The sequence below is a fragment of the Acidovorax sp. JHL-3 genome (assembly GCF_000526295.1).
GTDB classification, from domain to species: Bacteria; Pseudomonadota; Gammaproteobacteria; order Burkholderiales; family Burkholderiaceae_C; genus Acidovorax; species Acidovorax defluvii.
The window spans coordinates 91661-112538 of record NZ_JAFU01000001.1 but is presented as its reverse complement, the minus strand read 5'-3'; the positions used below and the strand labels follow the sequence as shown (position 1 = coordinate 112538).

Genomic DNA, 20878 nt, shown 5'->3' with positions numbered 1-20878 from the left:
TTGCATGAAATATCAGAAGAAAACTGCTCTGGCCCTTATGCTGTCTGCGCTAGCAGCTACTACTTTGGTAGCTAATGCCCAAACCATCCGGATCGCCAACCAGGGTGATGCACTCTCCATGGACCCCCATTCGCTCAACGAGTCGTTGCAGCTGAGCACAACGGGCAACGTGTATGAGCCGCTGGTGGGCCGCAACAAGGACCTGAGCCTGGCGCCCGCGCTGGCCACGGCATGGAAGCAAACCGCGCCCACCGTGTGGCAGTTTGAGCTGCGCAAGGGGGTGCAATTCCATGATGGAACCCCGTTCACGGCCGACGATGTGCTGTTCAGCTTTGCGCGCACCCAGGTCGATGGCTCTGACATGAAGAGCTACACCAACGACTTCAAGGAAGTGCGCAAGATCAACGATTTTCTGGTGGAGATCGAGACCAAGACGCCTTTCCCCATTCTTCCGGACGTGATCTCGCAAGTGGGCATCATGAGCAAGAAGTGGTGCGAGGCCAACCAGGCCCTCGCGCCGGTTGACCGCCGCAAGGGCATAGAGAATGCCGCGTCGTTCCGTGCCAACGGCACCGGGCCGTTTCGCCTGCGCGAGCGCCAGCCCAACGTGCGCACGGTGTTCACGCGCAATGGCACCTACTGGGGCAAGATCGAGGGCAATGCGGCCGAGGTCATCTTCACGCCCATCGGCAACGACGCCACCCGCGTGGCGGCCCTGCTGTCGGGCGAGGTGGATGTGATGGAGCCCGTGCCGGTGCAGGACATCGAGCGCGTGAACAACGGCGCCAAAACCCGCGCCATCACCGGCCCCGAGCTGCGCACCATTTTTCTGGGCATGGACCAAAAGCGCGACGAGCTGCTGTATTCGAGCGTGAAGGGCAAGAACCCGTTCAAGGACAAGCGCGTGCGCCAGGCCTTCTACCAGGCCATCGACATCGACGGCATCAAGAAAACGGTGATGCGCGGTGCCTCCAACCCCTCGGCGCTGATGGTGGGCCCGGGCATCAACGGCTTCCAGCCCGACGCCAAGCGCCTGCCGTATGACGTGGAAGCCGCCAAGAAGCTCATGGCCGAAGCAGGCTACGCCAGTGGTTTTGAGGTGTCCATGAACTGCCCCAACGACCGCTATGTGAGCGATGGCCGCATCTGCCAGGCGGTGGCGGCCAACCTGTCGCGCATCAACGTCAAGATCAATCTGCAGGCCGAGACCAAGGGCACCTATTTCCCCAAGATCTTGCGCCGCGACACCAGCTTTTACATGCTGGGCTGGACGCCTTCCACCTACGACGCGCACAACGCCCTCAATGCCCTGATGGCCTGTGTAGACGACAAGGGCGCGGGCCAGTTCAACCTGGGCGCCTATTGCAACCCCAAGGTGGATGAGCTGACCAAGAAAATCCAGGCCGAGACCGACAAAGCCAAGCGCAACGCCATGATCAAAGAGGCGTTTGACCTGCATTCGGCCGACGTGGGGCACCTGCCCCTGCACCAGCAGGCCCTGGCCTGGGGCGTGGGCAAGAACATCAAGCTGGTGCAACTGGCAGACAACTACATGCCCTTCAAGTGGATGAGCAAGAACTGATCTGCCTCCCGCCACCCTCCCAATGGGCTGCAAGGCAAGGCCGCACGGTGCGCCGGGCCTTGCTGCCTGTTTATTGTTTCCTCTGATGAAAAAAACCCTTGCGCGCTGGTTTGACAGCGATGTTGGCTACAGCTTTCGCACATCGCCCATGGCCATGCTGGCGGCGGCGATTGCCGTGGTGTGTGTGTTCTGCTCGCTGTTTGCGGGCTGGGTGGCACCGCACAACCCGTTCGATTTGTCCACGCTGGAGCTCAGTGATGCGCGCCTGCCGCCGGCATGGATTGCCGAGGGTTCGAGCAAATACCTGCTGGGCACTGATGACCAGGGGCGCGACATTCTCTCGGCCGTAATCTACGGCGCCCGCATCTCGCTGGTGGTGGGGCTGGCGTCGGTGCTGCTGTCGGTGGTGGTGGGCGTGGCGCTGGGGTTGCTGGCCGGTTTCCGGGGTGGCTGGATTGATGCGGTGCTGATGCGCCTGTGCGACGTGATGCTGTCGTTTCCGGCCATTTTGGTGGCCCTGCTGATCGCGGGGGTGGGCCGCGCGCTGTTTCCCAATGCCCACGAATCGCTGGCCTTTGGCGTGCTGATTTTTTCGATCTCGCTGACCGGCTGGGTGCAATATGCGCGCACGGTGCGCGGCTCTACCCTGGTCGAGCGCAACAAGGAATATGTGCAGGCCGCGCGCGTGACCGGCGTGGCGCCCCTGCGCATCATGCGCAAGCATGTGCTGCCCAATGTGATGGGCCCGGTGATGGTGCTGGCCACCATCCAGGTGGCCACGGCCATCATCACCGAGGCCACGCTGTCGTTTCTGGGCGTGGGGGCGCCGCCCACATCGCCCTCGCTGGGCACGCTGATCCGCGTGGGCAACGATTACCTGTTCTCGGGCGAGTGGTGGATTACGGTGTTCCCGGGGCTCATGCTGGTGTTGATTGCACTGTCGGTGAACCTGCTGGGCGACTGGCTGCGCGATGCGCTCAACCCGAGATTGAGATGACCCCCCTGAGTCGCTTCGCGCCTTCCCCCCAGGGGGACGCCCCCAGTGGCCCGGCAAAGCCGGTTCCACGGCGTCTGCTGGTCCGGGCCGTGCCCTTGCAATGAATCGCTGACATGTCCCTTCTAGAAGTCAAAAACCTCGTTGTCGAATTCCCGGGCCGGCGCGGCACGCTGCGTGCCCTGGATGACATTTCGTTTTCCATTGCCCCCGGCGAAATATTGGGCGTGGTGGGCGAGTCGGGTGCGGGCAAGTCGCTCACGGGCGCTGCCATCATCGGCCTGCTGGAATCGCCGGGGCGCGTGGCCTCGGGTCAGATCTTGCTGGAAGGCGAGCGCATCGACAACCTCAGCGACGCGCACATGCGCCACATCCGGGGTCGGCGCATCGGCGCGATTTTCCAGGACCCGCTGACCTCGCTGAACCCGCTGTACACCGTGGGTCGGCAGCTCACCGAAACCATCCAGGCGCACCTGCCAGTGAATGCGGCAGAGGCCCGGCGGCGCGCCATTGCGCTGCTGCAGGACACCGGCATCCCGGCGGCCGAGCAGCGCGTGGACCATTACCCGCACCAGTTCTCGGGCGGCATGCGCCAGCGGGTGGTGATTGCCCTGGCGCTGGCGGCCGAGCCGCAACTCATCGTGGCCGACGAGCCCACCACGGCACTCGATGTGTCGATCCAGGCGCAGATCATCACGCTGCTCAAATCCATCTGCAAATCGCGCGGCGCGGCCGTGATGCTGATCACCCACGACATGGGCGTGATTGCCGAAACCTGCGACCGCGTGGCGGTGTTGTATGCCGGGCGCGTGGTCGAGATCGGCCCGGTGCACGAGGTCATCAACCACCCCGCGCACCCCTACACCGCGGGCCTCATGGCCTCGATCCCCGACATGGCGCAAGACCGCGAGCGCCTGAACCAGATTGACGGAGCCATGCCCCGCCTGAACGCCATTCCCCCGGGCTGCGCCTTCAACCCGCGCTGCCCGCGCCGCTTTGACCGCTGCACCACCGAGCGCCCCGAACTGCTGGAGGCAGGTGCCACCCGCGCGGCCTGCTGGCTGCACGCCGCAGAGGTGGCAGCATGAGCGCAACCACACCGGCCAGCACGCCCCTGGTGCAGGCGCACGACCTCGCCAAGACTTTCGATGTCTCGGCCCCCTGGCTCAACCGCGTGCTCGAAGGCAAGCCGCGCACGCTGCTGCATGCCGTCGATGGCGTGAGTTTCGACATCGAAAAAGGCAAAACGCTGGCCCTGGTGGGCGAGTCGGGCTGCGGCAAAAGCACCGTGGCGCGCCTGCTGGTGGGCCTGTACGAGCCCACGCGCGGCGGCCTCACCTTTGACGGACAGGATGCACACGCGGCCTTCAAGGGCAGCAACGCCAAGGCCATGCGCCGGCGCATCCAGATGATTTTTCAGGACCCCTACGCCAGCCTCAATCCGCGCTGGCTGGTGGAAGACATCGTGGGCGAGCCGCTCAAGGAGCATGGTCTGATCACCGACAAGGCGCAGCTGAAAGAGCGCGTGGGCGAGTTGCTGCAATCGGTGGGCCTGTCGCCCCTGGACATGGTCAAGTACCCGCACCAGTTCTCGGGCGGGCAGCGCCAGCGCATCTCGATTGCGCGTGCTTTGGCCACCGAGCCCGAGTTTTTGGTGTGCGACGAGCCGACCAGCGCGCTCGATGTGTCGGTGCAGGCGCAGGTGCTCAACATCATGAAGGACCTGCAGCGCCAGCGGCACCTCACCTACCTGTTCATCAGCCACAACCTGGCCGTGGTGCGCCACGTAAGCGACCAAGTCGGCGTGATGTACCTGGGCCGCCTGGTGGAGCTTGCCGACAAACACACGCTGTTTGACACGCCGCGCCACCCCTATACGGTCATGCTGCTCGACGCCATCCCCAAGATGCACGACACCGGCAAGGCGCGCACCCCCGTGCAGGGCGAGGTGCCCAACCCGCTCAACCCGCCGCCGGGCTGCGCCTTCAACCCGCGCTGTCCGCATGTCAACGAGCGCTGCCGCACCGAGCGGCCCCAGCTGCTCACGCTGCGCGGCATCCGCATCGCCTGCCACGCGGTGGAGGAAGGCCGAATCTAGATGAGATGCTATTTAAATAGTAGCTGTTGGCGCTTGCTGGTAAAGCGCTAGAGGCCTTTTTTGTATAAACGACTGTCTTCAACCCAGGAGTTGCACGATGACCGTATTCACCCTCTCCAGTCCCGACATCCCCAGCGGCGGCACCGTGCCGCCGCATTTCGAGTTTGACGGCTTTGGCTGTTCGGGCCAGAACCAGTCGCCCATCCTGCAGTGGAGCGGCGCGCCCGTGGGCACGCAAAGCTTTGCCGTCACCGTGTACGACCCCGACGCGCCCACCGGCTCGGGCTGGTGGCACTGGTTTGTGGTGGACCTGCCGGCGACCACCGCGCAGCTGGTGCCCAACGCGGGCGCCCAGGGCGGTGCCGGTTTGCCTGCGGGTGCGCGCCAGATCCGCAACGACTACGGCGCTTTTGCCTGGGGCGGCGTGTGCCCCCCGCCGGGCGACAAGCCGCACCGCTATGTGTTCACCGTGCATGCGCTCAGCGTGCCCCGGCTGGACATTCCCGACGACGCCACCGCCGCACTGGCGGGCTTCATGGTCAACGCCCACACGCTGGCCAAGGCCAGCTTCACGGCCACCTACGGCCGGCCCTGAGCGCCTTCAGGGGGCTGGCAGGGCGGACACTGGCGGGTGAGTGGCGGGCAGCTCGGCGCCGGGCAGGGCGCGGCCCAGCAAATACTCGATGCAGGTGCGCACCGCCCGCGTCTGGTGGCGGTCGGGCATGTAGAGCATGAACATCTGCGTGCCAAAAATGCTCAGGCGCCAGTCGTCCAGCGTGGTCAGCACCTCGCCGCTGGCCACGGCGTCCTGCACCACGTAGTCGGGCACCAGCCCCACGCCCAGCCCGGCCAGGATGCCCTGGCGCAGAAACGGAAAGTGCTCTGAAATCAGCGTGGGCTCCAGCATCACTTCGTGGCGCTCACCGCCCCGGTAGCCGCGCAGGCGCAGCTGCTTGCCCACCACGCCCGATGTAATGACCGGCGCGGTGCGCAGCGCCTCCAGCGCCGTGGGCAGTCCGTGCGCCTGGGCGTAGCCGCGCGAGGCACAGGCGGTGTAGCGCACCGCGCCCATGTCGCGCGCGACCAGCGTGGGCGGAGGCTCGGGCATGACGCGGATGGCAATGTCCACCTCGTCGCGGATCAGGTCGTCCACCCGGTTTTCAAAGCGCACATCGAGCACGATGCCCGGGTACAGGTGCTTGAAGTCGATCAGCCAGTCGGACATCACCATCTGCCCGTAGCCGCTGGGCACGCTCAGGCCCACGCGGCCCTGCAGGCCCTGGCCCAGCGTGGTGATGGTTTCGCGCGCGGCCAGCATTTCGTTCTGGATGGCGCGGCCATGGGCATACAGGCGCAGGCCCACCTCGGTGGGCTCGACGCGGCGCGTGGTGCGGCGCACCAGCTGCACACCCACCGATTTTTCGAGCTGATTGAGGTGGTAGCTCACGTTGGCGCGCGTCATCTTGAGGTTGCGCGCGGCCTGACTCAGGTTGCCAGCGTCCAGGATGTCCACCAGCACGGTGAGGGAGGTAAGTTCCATGTCTTTCTGTTTCTCCAGGAACGTGCTTGCGTTCTGAAAACCGTGCACTGTGGTGGCGCGGCTGGTGGTGCGCCAGCGCGGCCTGTGCCTTGCCTTTGCAAGAAACGGCGCTCCAGATTCAGCAGCGATCGGCTGTTTTCGGCCGCGTGTGTCAAAGAATTTTTGACAGTCTGTCAATCATTAATGTAATTGTCAAGATTGTTTGCCGCATCAACAATACAAAGCTACTTGAAACCACCAGGAGACTCCCGCATGGGCGCAGCTACCCCCGAATCCGTTGTCACCACTGCCCGCGCGGGCGCCATCCTGGTCGTGACCGTCAACAACCCGCCGGTCAATGCGCTGGGCGTGGCCGTGCGCCAGGGGCTGGCCGCCGCCATGGCACAGGCCCAGGCCGACAGCGCCGTGGCGGGCGTGCTGCTGGTGGGCGCAGGCAAGGCCTTCATTGCGGGCGCCGACATCCGCGAGTTTGGCAAGCCCGCCATGCCGCCCTCGCTGCCCGAGGTGTGCCGCAGCATTGAAGACTGCACCAAGCCCGTGGTGGCGGTGCTGCACGGTGCGGCGCTGGGCGGTGGCCTGGAAGTGGCGCTGTCGGCCCACTACCGCATTGCACTGCCCGCTGCCAAGCTGGGCCTGCCCGAAGTCTCCCTGGGCCTGCTGCCGGGCTCGGGTGGCACGCAGCGCGCGCCGCGCCTGATGGGCGCGCGCGCCGCCACCGAGCTCATGCTCAGCGGCAAGCACCTGTCGGCCAAGGCCGCGCTGGCTGCAGGCCTGGTGGACCAACTGGCTGAGGGCGACGACGCCCAGGCTGCTGGCCTGGCCTACCTCAACGCGCTGCTGGCGCAAAACGCCCCCGTGCGCCGCACGCGCGACATCGCCATCCCCGACCCCGCCGCAGCGCTGGCCGAGCTGGAGGTGCTGAAAGCCGACACCGCCAAGAAAACCCGGGGCCTGTTTTCGCCCCTCAAGATCATTGAATGCGTGCAGGCCGCCGTGCAGCTGCCATTTGACGAAGGCATGGCGCGCGAGCGCGCGCTGTTTCTGGAGTGCCTGGACAGCCCGCAGCGTGCCGGCCTGATCCACGCCTTTTTTGCCGAGCGCGAAGTGGTCAAGATCCCCGAGGCCAAGGCCGCCGCGCCGCGCGCATTTGCCACCATCGCCATCATTGGCGGCGGCACCATGGGTGCGGGCATCACCGTGTCGGCCCTGGACGCGGGCTACCCCGTGACCATGGTCGAGCGCGATGCGGCATCCATCGCGCGGGGCCGTGCCAATGTGGAAAAGGTCTACACCGGCCTGGTCGCCAAGGGCCGCATGACCGAAGAAGCCAAGGCCGCCGTCATGGCGCGCTATACCGGCAGCACCTCGTACGACGACCTGGCCAACGTGGACCTGGTGATCGAGGCTGTGTTTGAAGAACTCGACGTCAAAAAAGCCGTGTTCAAGGAGCTGGACCGCGTGTGCAAACCCGGCGCCGTACTGGCCACCAACACCTCGTACCTGGACATCGACGCCATCGCCGCCGTCACCAGCCGCCCGCAGGACGTGATTGGCCTGCACTTCTTCAGCCCCGCCAACATCATGAAGCTGCTGGAGATCGTGGTGCCCGCCAAGGTGGGTGCTGACGTGGTGGCCACCGCCTTTGAACTGGCCAAGAAACTCAAAAAAGTGCCCGTGCGCGCCGGTGTGTGCGACGGCTTCATCGGCAACCGCATTCTGGCCGTGTACAAGCAGGCCGCCGACTACATCATGGAAGACGGCGCCAGCCCCTACGAGATCGACGAGGCCGTGCGCGGCTTTGGCTTTGCCATGGGCCCGTTCCAGGTGACGGACCTGGCCGGTGGCGACATTGGCTGGGCCACGCGCAAGCGCCGTGCCGCCACGCGCGACCCGAAAGCGCGCTATGTCGAGGTGGCCGACCGCATCTGCGAGCGTGGCTGGTTCGGCCAGAAAACCGGCCGCGGCTTTTACCTGTACCCCGAAGGCGCCCGCGTGGGCCAGCCTGACCCCGAAGTGCTGGCCATTGTGGATGCCGAACGCGCCAAAAAAGGCGTCACCCCGCGCCAATTCACGGCCGACGGCATCATGCGCCGCTACATGGCCGCCATGGCCAACGAAGGCGCCAACGTCGTGCACGAAGGCATTGCGTTGCGCCCGCTGGATGTGGACGTAACCTTCATGTCCGGCTATGGCTTCCCGCGCTTTCGTGGCGGCCCCATGAAGTGGGCCGACATGTACGGCCTGCCCCGGCTGCTGGCCGACATCGAGGAATTTGCCAAGGAAGACGCGCTGTTCTGGAAACCCTCGCCCCTGCTGGTCAAGCTGGTGCAGGAAGGGCGCAATTTCGACAGCCTGAACCAGCTTGCCTGAGCACCCGTCGCCACACCACCCGCCACCACAGCATCTGTCACATAGATATCAAATCAATAGCTGTTAGCGCTTGTAAATAAAGGGTTTGGTAGTGTTTTTGCTATCAAACCCGTTCGATGCAAGCGCAATCAGCTAGAAAAACAGGAGCAACCACCATGCGCCAAGCCGTTATCGTTTCTACCGCCCGCACGCCGCTGGCCAAATCCCACCGGGGCGAATTCAATGCCACGCCCGGCCCGCAACTGGCCGCTTTCTCGGTGAAAGCGGCGGTCGAGCGCGCGGGCATCGACCCGGCCCTCATTGAAGACCTGGTGATGGGCTGCGGCTACCCCGAAGGCATCACCGGCAAGAACATTGGCCGCCAGACCGTGGTGCGCGCCGGTTTGCCGCTGTCGGTGGCGGGCGTTACCGTCAGCCGTTTTTGTGCCTCGGGCCTGCAAGCCATTGCCATGGCGGCAGACCGCATCGTGGCCGAAGGCGTGCCCGCCATGGTGGCCGGGGGTGTCGAGAGCATTTCGGCCATCCGCGCCGGTTTGCCCGCCGACATCGACCCCTGGCTGATGCAGCACAAGCCCGACCTCTACATGGCCATGATCGACACCGCCGACAACGTGGCCCACCGCTACGGCATCCGCCGCGAAGACCAGGACCTGTTCTCGCTGGAGAGCCAAAAGCGCACCGCCGCCGCGCAAGACCAGGGCCTGTTTGCCGACGAGATCGTGCCCTGTGCCACGCGCATGGCCGAAAAGAACAAGGACACCGGCGAAGTCACCTTGCGCGACGTGGTGGCCACGCGCGACAACTGCAACCGCCCCGGCACCACGCTGGAGGGCCTGGCCAAGCTGGAGCCCGTCAAGGGCCCCGGCCAGTTCATCACGGCGGGCAATGCCTCGCAGCTGTCCGATGGTTCCAGCGCCTGCGTGCTGATGGAGGCCACCCAGGCCGAGCGCCTGGGCCTGTCACCCCTGGGCGCCTTCCGCGGTTTTGCCGTGGCCGGGTGCGAGCCCGACGAAATGGGCATCGGCCCGGTGTTTGCTGTGCCCAAGCTGCTGGCGCGCCACGGCCTCACGGTGCAAGACATCGACCTGTGGGAGATGAACGAGGCCTTTGCCTCGCAGGCGCTGTATTGCCAACGCAAGCTGGGCATTCCCGGCGAGCGGCTCAATGTCAACGGCGGCGCCATCTCGATCGGCCACCCGTTTGGCATGACCGGCGCGCGCCTGGTGGGCCACCTGCTGCTCGAAGGCCGCCGCCGCAAAGCCAAGTGGGGCGTGGTCACGATGTGCATTGCCGGAGGCATGGGTGCCGCTAGCTTGTTTGAGATTTACTGAGTCCTTGTGGGACAGACCAAGAAATTGCATAGCAATTTTTGCTCTGTCCCCAACTGACTAATGCCTTCCTTGCGGGACAGACCAAGAAATTGCATGGCCATTTTTGCTCTGTCCCCCACTGATGAATGCCTCGGGACAGCCCCAGACATTGCGCAACAACCGTTGCCCTGTCCCCACCGACCAATGCCCAACTGACTTAAAGGCACGACATGGACCTGAATTTCACCCCCGAAGAAGAAGCCTTCCGCGCCGAAGTGCAGGCTTTCCTGCAAGAAAAACTGCCCGCGCGCATCGCCACCAAGGTCAAGGCCGGGCAGCGCCTGACCAAGGAAGACCAGGAAGAATGGCACGCCATCCTCAACGCGCGCGGCTGGCTGGCCAACCACTGGCCTGAGCAATATGGCGGCCCCGGCTGGGGTGCAGTGGAAAAATTCATTTTTGACAACGAGTGCGCCGTGGCCGGTGGCCCGCGCATCGTGCCCTTTGGCGTCAACATGCTGGGCCCGGTGCTCATCAAGTACGGCAACGAGGCGCAAAAGCAATACTGGCTGCCGCGCATTCTGAGCGGCGCCGACTGGTGGTGCCAGGGTTACTCCGAGCCGGGCTCGGGGTCCGATCTGGCCTCGGTCAAGACCACGGCGGTGCGCGGTGTGGATGCCCAGGGCGACCACTACATCGTCAACGGCCAGAAAACCTGGACCACCCAGGGCCAGCACGCCAACATGATTTTTTGTCTGGTGCGCACCGACCGCGAAGCGCGCCCGCAGTCGGGCATCAGCTTTTTGCTGGTGGACATGAACACGCCTGGCGTGGAAGTGCGCCCCATCCGCACGCTCGATGGCGACCGTGAAGTCAATGAAGTGTTCTTTACCGACGTGCGCGTGCCCGCCGAGAACCTGGTGGGCGAAGAAAACAAGGGCTGGACTTACGCCAAGTTTTTGCTGACCTACGAGCGCACCGGCATTGCTGGTGTGGGCTTTTCGGTGGCGTCGCTGGAAAAGCTCAAAGTGGTGGCCAGCAAGGTGCAGCGCAATGGCCGCCCGCTCGCTCAGGACCCGCAGTTTGCCGCCCGCATGGCCAAGGTCGAGATTGACCTCGAAAACATGAAGACCACCAACCTGCGCGTGATTGCCGCCGTGGCCCATGGCAGCGTGCCGGGTGCCGAGAGCTCGATGCTCAAGATCCGGGGCACCGAGATCCGCCAGGAAATTTTGTCGCTGATCCGCCGCGCCATGGGGCCATATGCGCTGCCCTTCATTGAGGCTGCGCAGTACGAGGGCTATGCCGATGCGCCCGTGGGGCCCAAAGAGGCCGCCACCGCAGCAGCCAATTACTTCAACTACCGCAAGCTGTCGATTTTTGGCGGCTCCAATGAAATCCAGAAAAACATCATCTCCAAGATGATTCTCGGACTGTGAGACCGTAGCCATGAACTTTGAACACACCGAAGACCGCCGCATGCTGGCGGACACCCTGAACCGTTTTGTCGCCGAGCAGTACGGTTTTGAAACCCGCAACGCCATTGCCTATGGCGACGTGGGCATGCAGCCTGCGCTGTGGGCGCAGTTTGCCGAGTTGGGCGCCATTGGCGCGCTGTTCCCCGAGGCCGAAGGCGGCTTTGGCGGCGCAGGCTTTGACGTGGCCGTGGTGTTTGAGGCCCTGGGCCGTGGCCTGGTGGTCGAGCCCTTTTTGGGCGCGCTGGTGGTGGGGCGCGCCCTGGCCGCTGCGGGCACGCCCGCACAAAAAGAGCAGATTGCCAGCCTGATCGACGGCAGCACCGTGGCCGCCCTGGCGCACGACGAGCCCGGCAGCCACTACGAAATGGCCCGCGTCAGCACCCGTGCGGTGCGCAGCGGCGAGGGCTGGGTACTCAACGGCGCCAAGGCCGTGGTGGTGCAGGGCGACAACGCGCAGCTCTTGCTGGTGTCGGCCCGCACGGCGGGCGATGTGGGCAGTGAAGACGGCATTTCGCTGTTCCTGGTGCCTGCCGATAGCGCGGGCGTTGCACGCCGCGGCATGGGCCGCATCGACGGTGGCCGGGTGGCCGAAATCACGCTCGACAACGTGCAAGTGGGAGCCGATGCGCTGCTGGGCACCGAAGGCCAGGGCTTTGCCACGCTGGAGCTGGCCATGGGCTGGGGCGTGCTGGCGCTGTGCGCCGAAGCGCTGGGCGCGATGGAAGTGGCCAAAAAGGACACCCTCGAATACCTGCAAACGCGCAAGCAGTTTGGCGTGCCCATTGGCAGCTTCCAGGCCCTGCAACACCGCATGGCCGACCTGTTGCTGGAGGTGGAGCAATCGCGCTCGGCGGTCATCAACGCCGCTGCCGCCATGGACAGCGCCGACCGCGTGGAGCGCGAGCGCGCGCTGTCGGCGGCCAAGTTCACCATTGGCCGCATTGGCGCGCTGGTGTCGGAAGAAAGCATCCAGATGCATGGTGGCATTGGCATGACCTGGGAGCTGCCCTTATCGCACTACGCCAAGCGCCTGGTCATGATCGACCACGAGCTGGGCGACGAAGACCACCACCTGGCGCGCTACATCGCGCTGGGCTGAAATGAGCTACCCCCTGAGTCGCTTTGCGCCTTCCCCCTGGCAAGGGGACGACAGCCTCGCTGCGGGGCGGCCCTTGCTTGCTGTCCCTGGCGAAGCAGGCCGGCTACAGGCATAGAACTGGAGAACGAAGATGAGCGAAGTCCTGCTGACCCGCCGCGAAGGCGCCGTGCTGGTGCTCTCCAACAACAACCCGGCGGCCCGCAATGCGCTGTCGCCCGAGTTTTACGCGGCGCTCACCCAGGCGCTGGCCCAGGCCGAGGCCGACCCCAGCGTGGGCGCCATCGTGCTGACGGGCGAGGGCGGGCATTTTTGCTCGGGCGGTGACCTGCGCCAACTGGCCAGGCGCCGCGAGCTGCCTGTTGAAGAGCGCCGGGCCAAGCTCGAAGGCCTGCACGACCTGATTCGCGCCGTGCGCGATTGCCGCAAGCCGGTGATTGCTGCCGTCGAAGGCGCGGCCGCGGGTGCAGGCCTATCGCTGGCGCTGGCCTGCGACATGCTGGTGGCCGCGAAAAATGCGGTGTTCTCGGTGGCCTATGTGAAGGTGGGCCTCACGCCCGATGGCGGCGCCACGGCCTTCCTGGCCGAGTTTGTGTCGCGCCAGGTGTTGACCGAGCTGTGCCTGACGGGCGAGCGGATCAGTGGCGAACGCCTGCACGCGCTGGGCCCCGTCAACCGCCTGGCTGAGCCCGGCGATGCCCTGGCGCAGGCGCTGGCCCTGGCCACCCAGGTGGCGGCTGGCCCCGAGCTGGCCATGGCCCGTATCAAGACCTTGTGCCGCAACGCCTATGCGAACACACTGCAAGAACAGCTGGAGCAGGAAGCCCAGTGCATGGTGCAGTCGCAAGAGACCGAGGAGTCCCGCGAAGGCATCGGTGCCTTCCTGGAAAAGCGGCTGCCCGATTTCGCGCCACTGCGCCAACCCCCGGCCTGAGCGCTGGCAAGGAGACAAACACACATGACGACCACAACGACAACAACACCCACCACTCCGCCGGACGGCATGGACTTTCCCCTGCAAGGCGTGCGCGTGCTCGACCTCTCGCGCGTGTTTGCCGGGCCGCTGTGCGGCATGGTGCTGGCCGACTTCGGCGCCGAGGTCATCAAGGTGGAGCACCCCGGGCGCGGCGACGACACGCGTGACTGGGGCATGCGCATTGGCAAGACCGAAACCACCTACTACAACAGCATGAACCGCAACAAGCGGTCGATTACGGTGGATTTGCAGACGCCCGAGGGCGTGAAAATCATCCACGACCTGCTGCCCCAGTGCGACGTGGTGGTGCAAAACTTCAAGACCGGCGGCGCCGAAAAGCTGGGCCTGGGCTACGAGCAGCTCAAGGCCATCAAGCCCGACCTTATTTATTGCTCGGTGGCCGGTTACGACAGCTCTGGGCCCGAGGCCAAGCGCCCCGGCTACGACCTGGTGATCCAGGGTGAGTCCGGGTTGATGGCCCTCAACGGTGAGGCAAACACGCCACCACTCAAGTTTGGTGTGGCCGTGGTGGACCTGATGACCGGCATGTACGCGGCCCAGGCCGTGCTGGCGGCGCTGTTTCAGCGCACGCGCACCGGCAAGGGCCGCCACATCGAGATGGCGCTGTACGACTGCGGCCTGATGATCACCGGCTACTACGGGCTTGATGCCATGCTGCTGGGCCACGACCCGCAACGTTATGGCAACGCCCATCCGTCCATCGTGCCTTACGGCATGTACGACGCGGCCGACGGCCCGCTCATCATTGCCGTGGGCAACAACGCCCAGTTCGACAAGTTTTGCCGCCAGGTCATCGAGCGCCCCGACATCGTGGAAGACCCGCGCTTTGCCACCAATGTGGAGCGCGCCAAGAACCGGCTGGTGCTGGGGCCCATGCTCAAGGAGCTGATCGCCGGATTTGCCCGCGATGTGCTGCTGCAGCGCATGACGGCCGCTGGCATCCCCTGCGGCAAGGTGGCGGGCCTGCACGAGGCCCTGACCAGCGAGCGCACCCGCCGGGGCGGCCTGCTGCAAGAGCTGCCCCACCCGGTGGCGGGCAGCACCCATGTGTTCGCGCCGCCCTATCGGCTGGACGGCCAGCGCCTGCCGATTCGCAACGCGCCGCCCACGCTGGGTGAGGGCACCCGCGAGGTGCTGCAGCAACTGCTGCAACTGTCCGAGCCCGAGTTGCAGGCCCTGCGCGACAAGGGCGTGCTGACACTTCCGCACATTTAATTAGTTCAAAAATCATAGCTATTAGCGCTTGCTGCATAAGCGCTAGAGCTTGTTTCTATATAAAAGAGGAGATTTTTATGAACCTTTCGCCAATCAAGCGCCGCAGCGTGCTGCAAGGCATGGCCGCACTGGGCAGCACGGGCCTGCTGGGCACGGCACTGGCACAAACGGGCAAGGCCGCCTGGCCCACCAAGCCGATCCGGCTGGTGGTGCCCTTCAACGCGGGCGGCGCCACCGACATCATTGCCCGCACCGTGGGCGAGGCCCTGTCCAAGCGCATCGGCCAGCCCGTGGTGGTGGACAACAAGGGCGGCGCGGCAGGCATTCTGGGCACCGATGCCGTGGCCAAGGCACCGGCCGATGGCCACACCTTGCTGCTGACGCTCAGCACCTCGATGCTGATCAACCAGTTTCTGTACACCAAGCTGCCCTACAACCCGCAAAAGGACCTGGCGCTGATCACCCAGGTGGCCGCGGCGCCGGTGACGCTGGTGGTGCACCCCTCGGTGCCCGCCAACAACATGAAAGAGCTGCTGGCTTATGTGAAGGCCCAAAAGGGCAAGCTGTCGTATGGCTCCTGGGGTACGGGCTCGTATGCCCACCTGGCGGGCGCGTACATGAGCAAAACCACAGACAGCGACATGGTGCACGTCGCCTACAAGGGCGAGGCGCCCATGATCCAGGAGCTGATTGGCGGCCAGTTGCAGCTGTGCTTTTCGAGCGCGCTCAATACCAAGCCCTTCATCGACTCGGGCCGCGTCAAGGCCATTGGCGTCACCGGCAAGCAGCGCATGGACATCCTGCCCAAGGTGCCCACCATCTTTGAGCAAGGCGTGCAGGACGACGCCTATTCCATCTTTGGCTGGGTGGCCATGGGTGCACCGGCGGGCATCCCGAAAGACATCGTGGACCAGCTTTCTGCCCACCTGCGCGAAGTGGCCAAAGACCCCAAGGTGGTTGAGCGCATTGCAGCTGCGGGCTTTTTGCCCATGATGAACAGCCCGCAAGAGTTTCAGCAGAACTACCAGCGCGACATGCCCATCTGGAAAGCCCTGGTCGAGGCCGCTGGCGCCCGGCTGGATTGAGACCCCCATTGTTTTCAGGAGACACCATGACCTTTTCCACCATTTCCCGCACCGCACCCCTCGCCCGTTTCACCCGCCGCGCCGCTTTGGCGCTGGCCGCCGCGCCGCTGCTGATCGGCAGCGCCATGGCCCAGCAGGCGGCCTGGCCCGACAAAATGGTCAAGTTGGTGGTGCCTTTCCCGGCGGGTGGCCCCACCGACACGGCCTCGCGCATCGTCGGACAGAAGCTGGGCGAGCGCCTCAAGCAAACCGTGCTCATCGAGAACAAGGCAGGCGCCTCGGGGTCGATTGCCGCAGCCCAGGTCAGCAAAAGCCCTGCGGACGGCTACACGCTGATGATGCTGGCCACACCCACCATGCTGGCGCCGCACCTGTACAAGAAGGCGGGCTACGACACGGTGAAAGATTTCACGCCCGTGGCCACGGTGTATGACCTGCCCATCGTGGTGGTGGTCAACCCCAAGCTGCTGCCCGATGTGACCGACCTCAAGGGCCTGATTGCCAACGCCAAGGCGCAAAAGACGCCACTCAACTACACCAGCTCGGGCGCGGGCAGTTTTGGCCACCTGAGCATGGAGCTGCTCAAGCAGATGGCCAGCTTTGACATGCAGCATGTGCCCTACAAGGGCGGCGTGCCGGCCATCACCGACACCATCGGCGGCCAGGTGCCCGTGATGTATGCCGACCTGGTGGCTGCGTTGCCACACATCCAGGCCGGCAAGCTGCGCGCCATTGCCGTGGGCTCGCCCCAGCGCGTGACCATGCTGCCCGACGTCAAGACCATTGCCGAGCAGGGCATCAAGGGCTATGACGCCGTGTCGTGGGGCGGCCTGCTGGCGCCTTTGGGCACACCCAAGGCGGTGGTCGATCGCATTGCAAACGAAGTGCAGCAGATCCTGGCCGAGAAGGAAGTGCAGGACAAGCTGCTGAACGCCGGTGCCATCGCCCATTTCCAGACCCCGGCGCAGCTGGGCCAGCGCGTGCAGCAGGACTACACCCGCTGGGGCCAGCTGATCCGCGATAAGGGCATTGCCTCCGAGTAACGCCGTCATGAAGACACGCATTACCGAGCTGTTTGGCATAGCGCACCCCATCATCCAGGGCGGCATGCACCATGTCGGCCTGGCCGAGCTGGCTGCGGCGGTCTCCAACGCGGGCGGCCTGGGGATCATCACCGGCCTCACGCAGCGCACACCCGAGCTGCTGGCGCGCGAGATTGCGCGCTGCCGCGCCATGACCGACAAGCCCTTCGGCGTCAACCTGACCTTTTTGCCATCGGTGAACCCGCCCGACTACCCCGGCTACGTGAAAGCCATCATCGACGGCGGCGTGAAAGTGGTGGAAACGGCGGGCAACAACCCGCAAAAGTGGCTGCCCGCCCTCAAGGACGCCGGTATCAAGGTCATTCACAAGTGCACCTCGGTGCGCCACGCACTCAAGGCCGAGGCCATTGGCTGCGACGCCATCAGCGTCGATGGCTTTGAATGCGGTGGCCATCCGGGCGAGGACGATGTGCCCAACTTCATCCTGTTGCCGCGTGCGGCAGAGGCGTTGAAGATTCCCTTTGTCGCCTCGGGCGGCATGGCCGATGGCCGCTCGCTGGTGGCCGCGCTCGCGCTGGGCGCCGAGGGCATCAACATGGGCACACGCTTCATTGCCACACAAGAGGCGCCCGTGCACGACAACGTCAAGCGCGCCATCGTGGCGGCCAGCGAGCTCGACACCCGCCTGGTCATGCGCCCGCTGCGCAACACCGAGCGTGTGTTGACCAATGGTGCCGCCGAGCGCCTGCTGCAAAAAGAGCGCGAACTGGGCGCGGCCATCACCTTCGCAGACATTGCGCCCGAGGTGGCGGGCGTCTATCCGCGCATCATGCAGGATGGCGACATGGAGGCGGGCGTCTGGTCGTGCGGCATGGTGGCCGGCTTGATCCACGACGTGCCCACCGTGCAGCAATTGATCGACTCCATCATGGCCCAGGCCGATACGCTCATCAGCGAACGGCTGGCCGGGCTGTTGCGCCCGACGGCCTAGCCCGTTTATTTCTGGAACCCCCCAAGGAAAGATCTCCCATGAAAATTCTTGTCCCTGTCAAACGCGTGGTGGACTACAACGTGAAAGTCCGCGTCAAATCGGACGGCAGCGGTGTGGACACAGCCAACGTCAAGATGAGCATGAACCCCTTTGACGAAATCGCCGTCGAAGAAGCCGTGCGCCTCAAAGAAAAAGGCCTGGTGACCGAAGTCATCGCGGTGAGCTGCGGCGTGGCCCAGTGCCAGGAAACCCTGCGCACCGCCATGGCCATCGGCGCCGACCGCGCCATCCTGGTGGAAACCGACGCCGACCTGCAGCCGCTGGCCGTGGCCAAGCTCTTGAAAGCGCTGATCGACAAGGAACAGCCATCGCTCGTGATCCTGGGCAAACAAGCCATCGACGACGACGCCAACCAGACCGGCCAGATGCTCGCTGCCCTGGCCGACCTGCCCCAGGCCACCTTTGCCAGCAAAGTCGAACTCTCGGCGGACAGCGTCAGCGTCACCCGCGAAGTCGACGGCGGCCTGGAAACCCTGGCATTGAGCCTGCCTGCCGTCATCACCACCGACCTGCGCCTGAACGAGCCCCGCTACGTCACCTTGCCCAACATCATGAAGGCCAAGAAAAAGCAGCTGGACACCATGAAGCCCGAAGACCTTGGCGTGGACGTGGCCCCGCGCCTGAAGACCCTGAAGGTCAGCGAGCCTGCCAAACGCGGCGCCGGCATCAAGGTGGCTGATGTGGCTGCCCTGGTCGACAAACTCAAGAACGAAGCAAAAGTGATTTGACCCCCCTGAGTCGCTTTGCGCCTTCCCCCCAAGGGGGACGACACCCTCGGTGCGGGGCGGCCCTTCCTCGGTGTCCCGCGCATCGGCCCCGGTTGATCGAAGACCGCGGTTGATGCCGACACCCTCCAAGATTCAAGAGAAAGACGACTGTCATGACAACTCTCGTTATTGCTGAACACGACAACGCCACCATCAAAGGCGCCACCCTCAACACCGTCACCGCCGCTGTGGCCTGTGGTGGGGATGTGCACGTGCTGGTGGCCGGCCACAACGCAGCCGCCGCCGCACAGGCAGCCGCCCAGATCACCGGCGTTGCCAAAGTCATCCACGCCGACGCCCCTGGTCTCGAACACGGCCTGGCAGAAAACGTTGCCGCGCAAGTGCTGGCCATCGCATCCAACTACAGCCACATCCTGTTCCCGGCCACCGCCAGCGGCAAGAACGTGGCCCCCCGCGTGGCCGCCAAGCTCGACGTGGCCCAGATCAGCGACATCACCAAAGTGATCGCGGCCGACACCTTCGAGCGCCCCATTTACGCCGGCAACGCCATTGCCACCGTGCAAAGCGCAGACAGCGTCAAGATCATCACCGTGCGCACCACCGGCTTTGACGCCGCCGCCGCCACGGGAGGCACCGCACCAGTGGAAACCGCCGCTGCCACAGCAGACGACGGCAAGAGCAAGTTCATGGGCAGCGAAATCGCCAAGAGCGACCGGCCCGAACTCACCGCCGCCAAGATCATCGTCTCCGGCGGCCGCGCCCTGGGCAGCAAGGAAAAGTTCGACGAAGTCATGACCCCGCTGGCCGACAAGCTCGGTGCAGCTCTGGGCGCCAGCCGCGCTGCAGTGGACGCGGGCTACGCGCCCAACGACTGGCAAGTGGGCCAGACCGGCAAGATCGTGGCGCCGCAGCTGTACATCGCAGCGGGCATCTCGGGCGCTATCCAGCACCTGGCGGGCATGAAGGACTCCAAGGTGATCGTGGCGATCAACAAGGACCCCGAGGCGCCGATCTTCAGCGTGGCCGACTATGGGCTGGAGGCGGATCTGTTTGCGGCCGTGCCGGAACTGGTCAAGGCGCTGTAACGCCTGCAGATGCTATTATTATTATAGCTGTTGACGCTTATTCCATAAGCGCTAGCGTCAGTATTTATCTAGAAACAGAACGGAGACAAACCCATGAGCGTGAAACTTTCCCGCCGCACCCTGGTGCAGGCCGGCACCGCCGCACTGGCCAGCGTGGCCCTGCCATCGCTGGCGCAATCGGCCTGGCCGAGCAAGCCTATCAAGATCATCGTGCCCTACACGGCCGGTGGCTTTACCGACCAGATGGCGCGCCTGCTGCAGGTGGGCCTGCAAAAGCAGCTGGGTCAGCCCGTGGTGATTGACAACAAGCCCGGTGCCAACAGCATCATCGGTGTCGATGCGGTGGCCAAATCGGCGCCCGACGGGCACACCTTTGGTGTCGTGATTCCGGCCTTCACGGCCAACACCACGCTCTACCCCAAGCTGCCCTACAACGCGCGCAAGGATCTGGTGGGGGTTTCATTGATGGGCGTGTCGCCCCTGGTGGCGGCGGTGTCTGGCAATGCGCCGTTCAAGAACACCAAGGAGCTGGTGGCCTACGCCAGGGCCAACCCCGGCAAGGTGAGCTTTGCCTCGTCGGGCAGCGGCTCGGCGGCGCACCTGACCAGCGAGTTGCTCAAGACGCTGACCAAGACCTACATGGTCCACATACCGTACCGGGGTGCGTCGCCCGCGCTGGCCGATCTGCTGGGCGGCCAGGTGCCGCTGTTCCTCGACCCGCCACCCAACCTGATCCAGCCCGCCAAGGCCGGTCGCATCCACCTCATCGGTGTGGCCAGCGAAAAGCGCCTGCCCATCCTGCCCGATGTGCCGACCTTCGTGGAGCAGGGCATTCCCGGCATGCTGGGCAGCACCTGGGCCAGCATGATTGCCCCGGCAGGCACACCGCGCGACATCGTCAAGCGCATGTCGGAGGCAGTGAACCAGATCATCCACAGCGAAGAAACCCGCGCCAAGCTGGAAACCATGGGCACGTTTGCCGAAGGCACCACGCCCGAGGCCTGCGACGCGTTTCTCGCGTCGGAGACGACCAAGTGGGGCAAGGTGATTCGGGACGCCGGGGTGACGCTGGACTAAGGCCCGGACAGCGGCTGGGCATCCCTAAACCCCCTGACCAGGGCGCGCCCCACACCAGTGCCACCGTGGAACCGGCTTTGCCGGGCCACCGGTGGCGTCCCCCTGAGGGGGATGGCGCGCAGAGCCTCA

18 protein-coding genes are annotated in these 20878 nt (G+C 64.9%); 17 read left to right on the top strand and 1 reads right to left on the bottom strand.

The features are described from left to right. Positions 1-4 precede the first annotated feature (4 nt). The 5 genes from K226_RS0100500 (at position 5) to K226_RS0100480 (ending at position 5269) form a co-directional block, all read left to right on the top strand. Complete coding sequence (locus tag K226_RS0100500; protein ID WP_024812917.1) at positions 5-1582, top strand: ABC transporter substrate-binding protein; 1578 nt, start codon at positions 5-7, stop codon at positions 1580-1582. A gap of 85 nt (positions 1583-1667) precedes the next feature. After that, positions 1668-2579, top strand: a complete 912-nt coding sequence (locus K226_RS0100495) for an ABC transporter permease (protein WP_024812916.1) — start codon at positions 1668-1670, stop codon at positions 2577-2579. A gap of 113 nt (positions 2580-2692) precedes the next feature. Continuing rightward, a complete protein-coding gene (locus K226_RS0100490; RefSeq protein WP_024812915.1) occupies positions 2693-3664 on the top strand; it encodes an ABC transporter ATP-binding protein in 972 nt (323 codons plus the stop codon). Continuing rightward, on the top strand, positions 3661-4674 hold the full coding sequence (locus K226_RS0100485; protein WP_024812914.1) for an ABC transporter ATP-binding protein: 1014 nt from the start codon (positions 3661-3663) through the stop codon (positions 4672-4674). The genes K226_RS0100490 and K226_RS0100485 overlap by 4 nt, the downstream gene beginning before the upstream one ends. 97 nt (positions 4675-4771) lie before the next feature. Beyond that, the gene (locus tag K226_RS0100480) at positions 4772-5269 is read left to right on the top strand and encodes a YbhB/YbcL family Raf kinase inhibitor-like protein (RefSeq protein WP_024812913.1); all 498 of its coding nucleotides are present in this window, start codon (positions 4772-4774) and stop codon (positions 5267-5269) included. A gap of 6 nt (positions 5270-5275) precedes the next feature. On the opposite strand, the gene K226_RS0100475 is transcribed toward K226_RS0100480, so the two are convergent. Then, on the bottom strand, positions 5276-6214 hold the full coding sequence (locus tag K226_RS0100475; RefSeq protein WP_024812912.1) for a LysR family transcriptional regulator: 939 nt from the start codon (positions 6212-6214) through the stop codon (positions 5276-5278). A gap of 252 nt (positions 6215-6466) precedes the next feature. Between K226_RS0100475 and K226_RS0100470 the strand changes: the two genes are divergently transcribed. The 12 genes from K226_RS0100470 to K226_RS0100415 all read left to right on the top strand — a co-directional run bounded on the left by K226_RS0100470 (position 6467) and on the right by K226_RS0100415 (position 20749). Continuing rightward, complete coding sequence (locus K226_RS0100470; protein ID WP_024812911.1) at positions 6467-8584, top strand: 3-hydroxyacyl-CoA dehydrogenase NAD-binding domain-containing protein; 2118 nt, start codon at positions 6467-6469, stop codon at positions 8582-8584. 155 nt (positions 8585-8739) lie between these two features. Beyond that, the gene (locus K226_RS0100465) at positions 8740-9915 is read left to right on the top strand and encodes an acetyl-CoA C-acyltransferase (protein ID WP_024812910.1); all 1176 of its coding nucleotides are present in this window, start codon (positions 8740-8742) and stop codon (positions 9913-9915) included. Positions 9916-10124: 209 nt separating this feature from the next. Beyond that, positions 10125-11333, top strand: a complete 1209-nt coding sequence (locus tag K226_RS0100460) for an acyl-CoA dehydrogenase family protein (RefSeq protein ID WP_024812909.1) — start codon at positions 10125-10127, stop codon at positions 11331-11333. A gap of 10 nt (positions 11334-11343) precedes the next feature. Continuing rightward, entirely contained in the window at positions 11344-12471 is a 1128-nt protein-coding gene (locus K226_RS0100455; protein ID WP_024812908.1) for an acyl-CoA dehydrogenase family protein, read from the top strand. Between the two features lie 130 nt (positions 12472-12601). Then, the gene (locus K226_RS0100450; RefSeq protein WP_024812907.1) at positions 12602-13402 is read left to right on the top strand and encodes an oxepin-CoA hydrolase, alternative type; all 801 of its coding nucleotides are present in this window, start codon (positions 12602-12604) and stop codon (positions 13400-13402) included. A 24-nt stretch (positions 13403-13426) separates the two neighbouring features. Then, entirely contained in the window at positions 13427-14680 is a 1254-nt protein-coding gene (locus K226_RS0100445) for a CaiB/BaiF CoA-transferase family protein (RefSeq protein WP_051463450.1), read from the top strand. Between the two features lie 77 nt (positions 14681-14757). Further along, on the top strand, positions 14758-15765 hold the full coding sequence (locus tag K226_RS0100440; protein WP_024812905.1) for a tripartite tricarboxylate transporter substrate binding protein: 1008 nt from the start codon (positions 14758-14760) through the stop codon (positions 15763-15765). A 26-nt stretch (positions 15766-15791) separates the two neighbouring features. Beyond that, positions 15792-16808 carry a tripartite tricarboxylate transporter substrate binding protein gene (locus K226_RS0100435; protein ID WP_051463449.1) on the top strand — a complete coding sequence of 339 codons (1017 nt, stop codon included), beginning with the start codon at positions 15792-15794 and terminating at the stop codon, positions 16806-16808. Between the two features lie 7 nt (positions 16809-16815). Then, positions 16816-17799: a nitronate monooxygenase family protein gene (locus tag K226_RS0100430; RefSeq protein ID WP_024812903.1), complete on the top strand. Its 984-nt coding sequence runs from the start codon at positions 16816-16818 to the stop codon at positions 17797-17799. Positions 17800-17837: 38 nt separating this feature from the next. Next, on the top strand, positions 17838-18587 hold the full coding sequence (locus tag K226_RS0100425) for an electron transfer flavoprotein subunit beta/FixA family protein (protein WP_024812902.1): 750 nt from the start codon (positions 17838-17840) through the stop codon (positions 18585-18587). Positions 18588-18739: 152 nt separating this feature from the next. After that, positions 18740-19672 (top strand): electron transfer flavoprotein subunit alpha/FixB family protein, encoded by a 933-nt coding sequence (locus K226_RS0100420; RefSeq protein ID WP_024812901.1) that lies wholly within the window; start codon positions 18740-18742, stop codon positions 19670-19672. Positions 19673-19765: 93 nt separating this feature from the next. Continuing rightward, the gene (locus K226_RS0100415; RefSeq protein WP_024812900.1) at positions 19766-20749 is read left to right on the top strand and encodes a tripartite tricarboxylate transporter substrate binding protein; all 984 of its coding nucleotides are present in this window, start codon (positions 19766-19768) and stop codon (positions 20747-20749) included. Positions 20750-20878 lie beyond the last annotated feature (129 nt).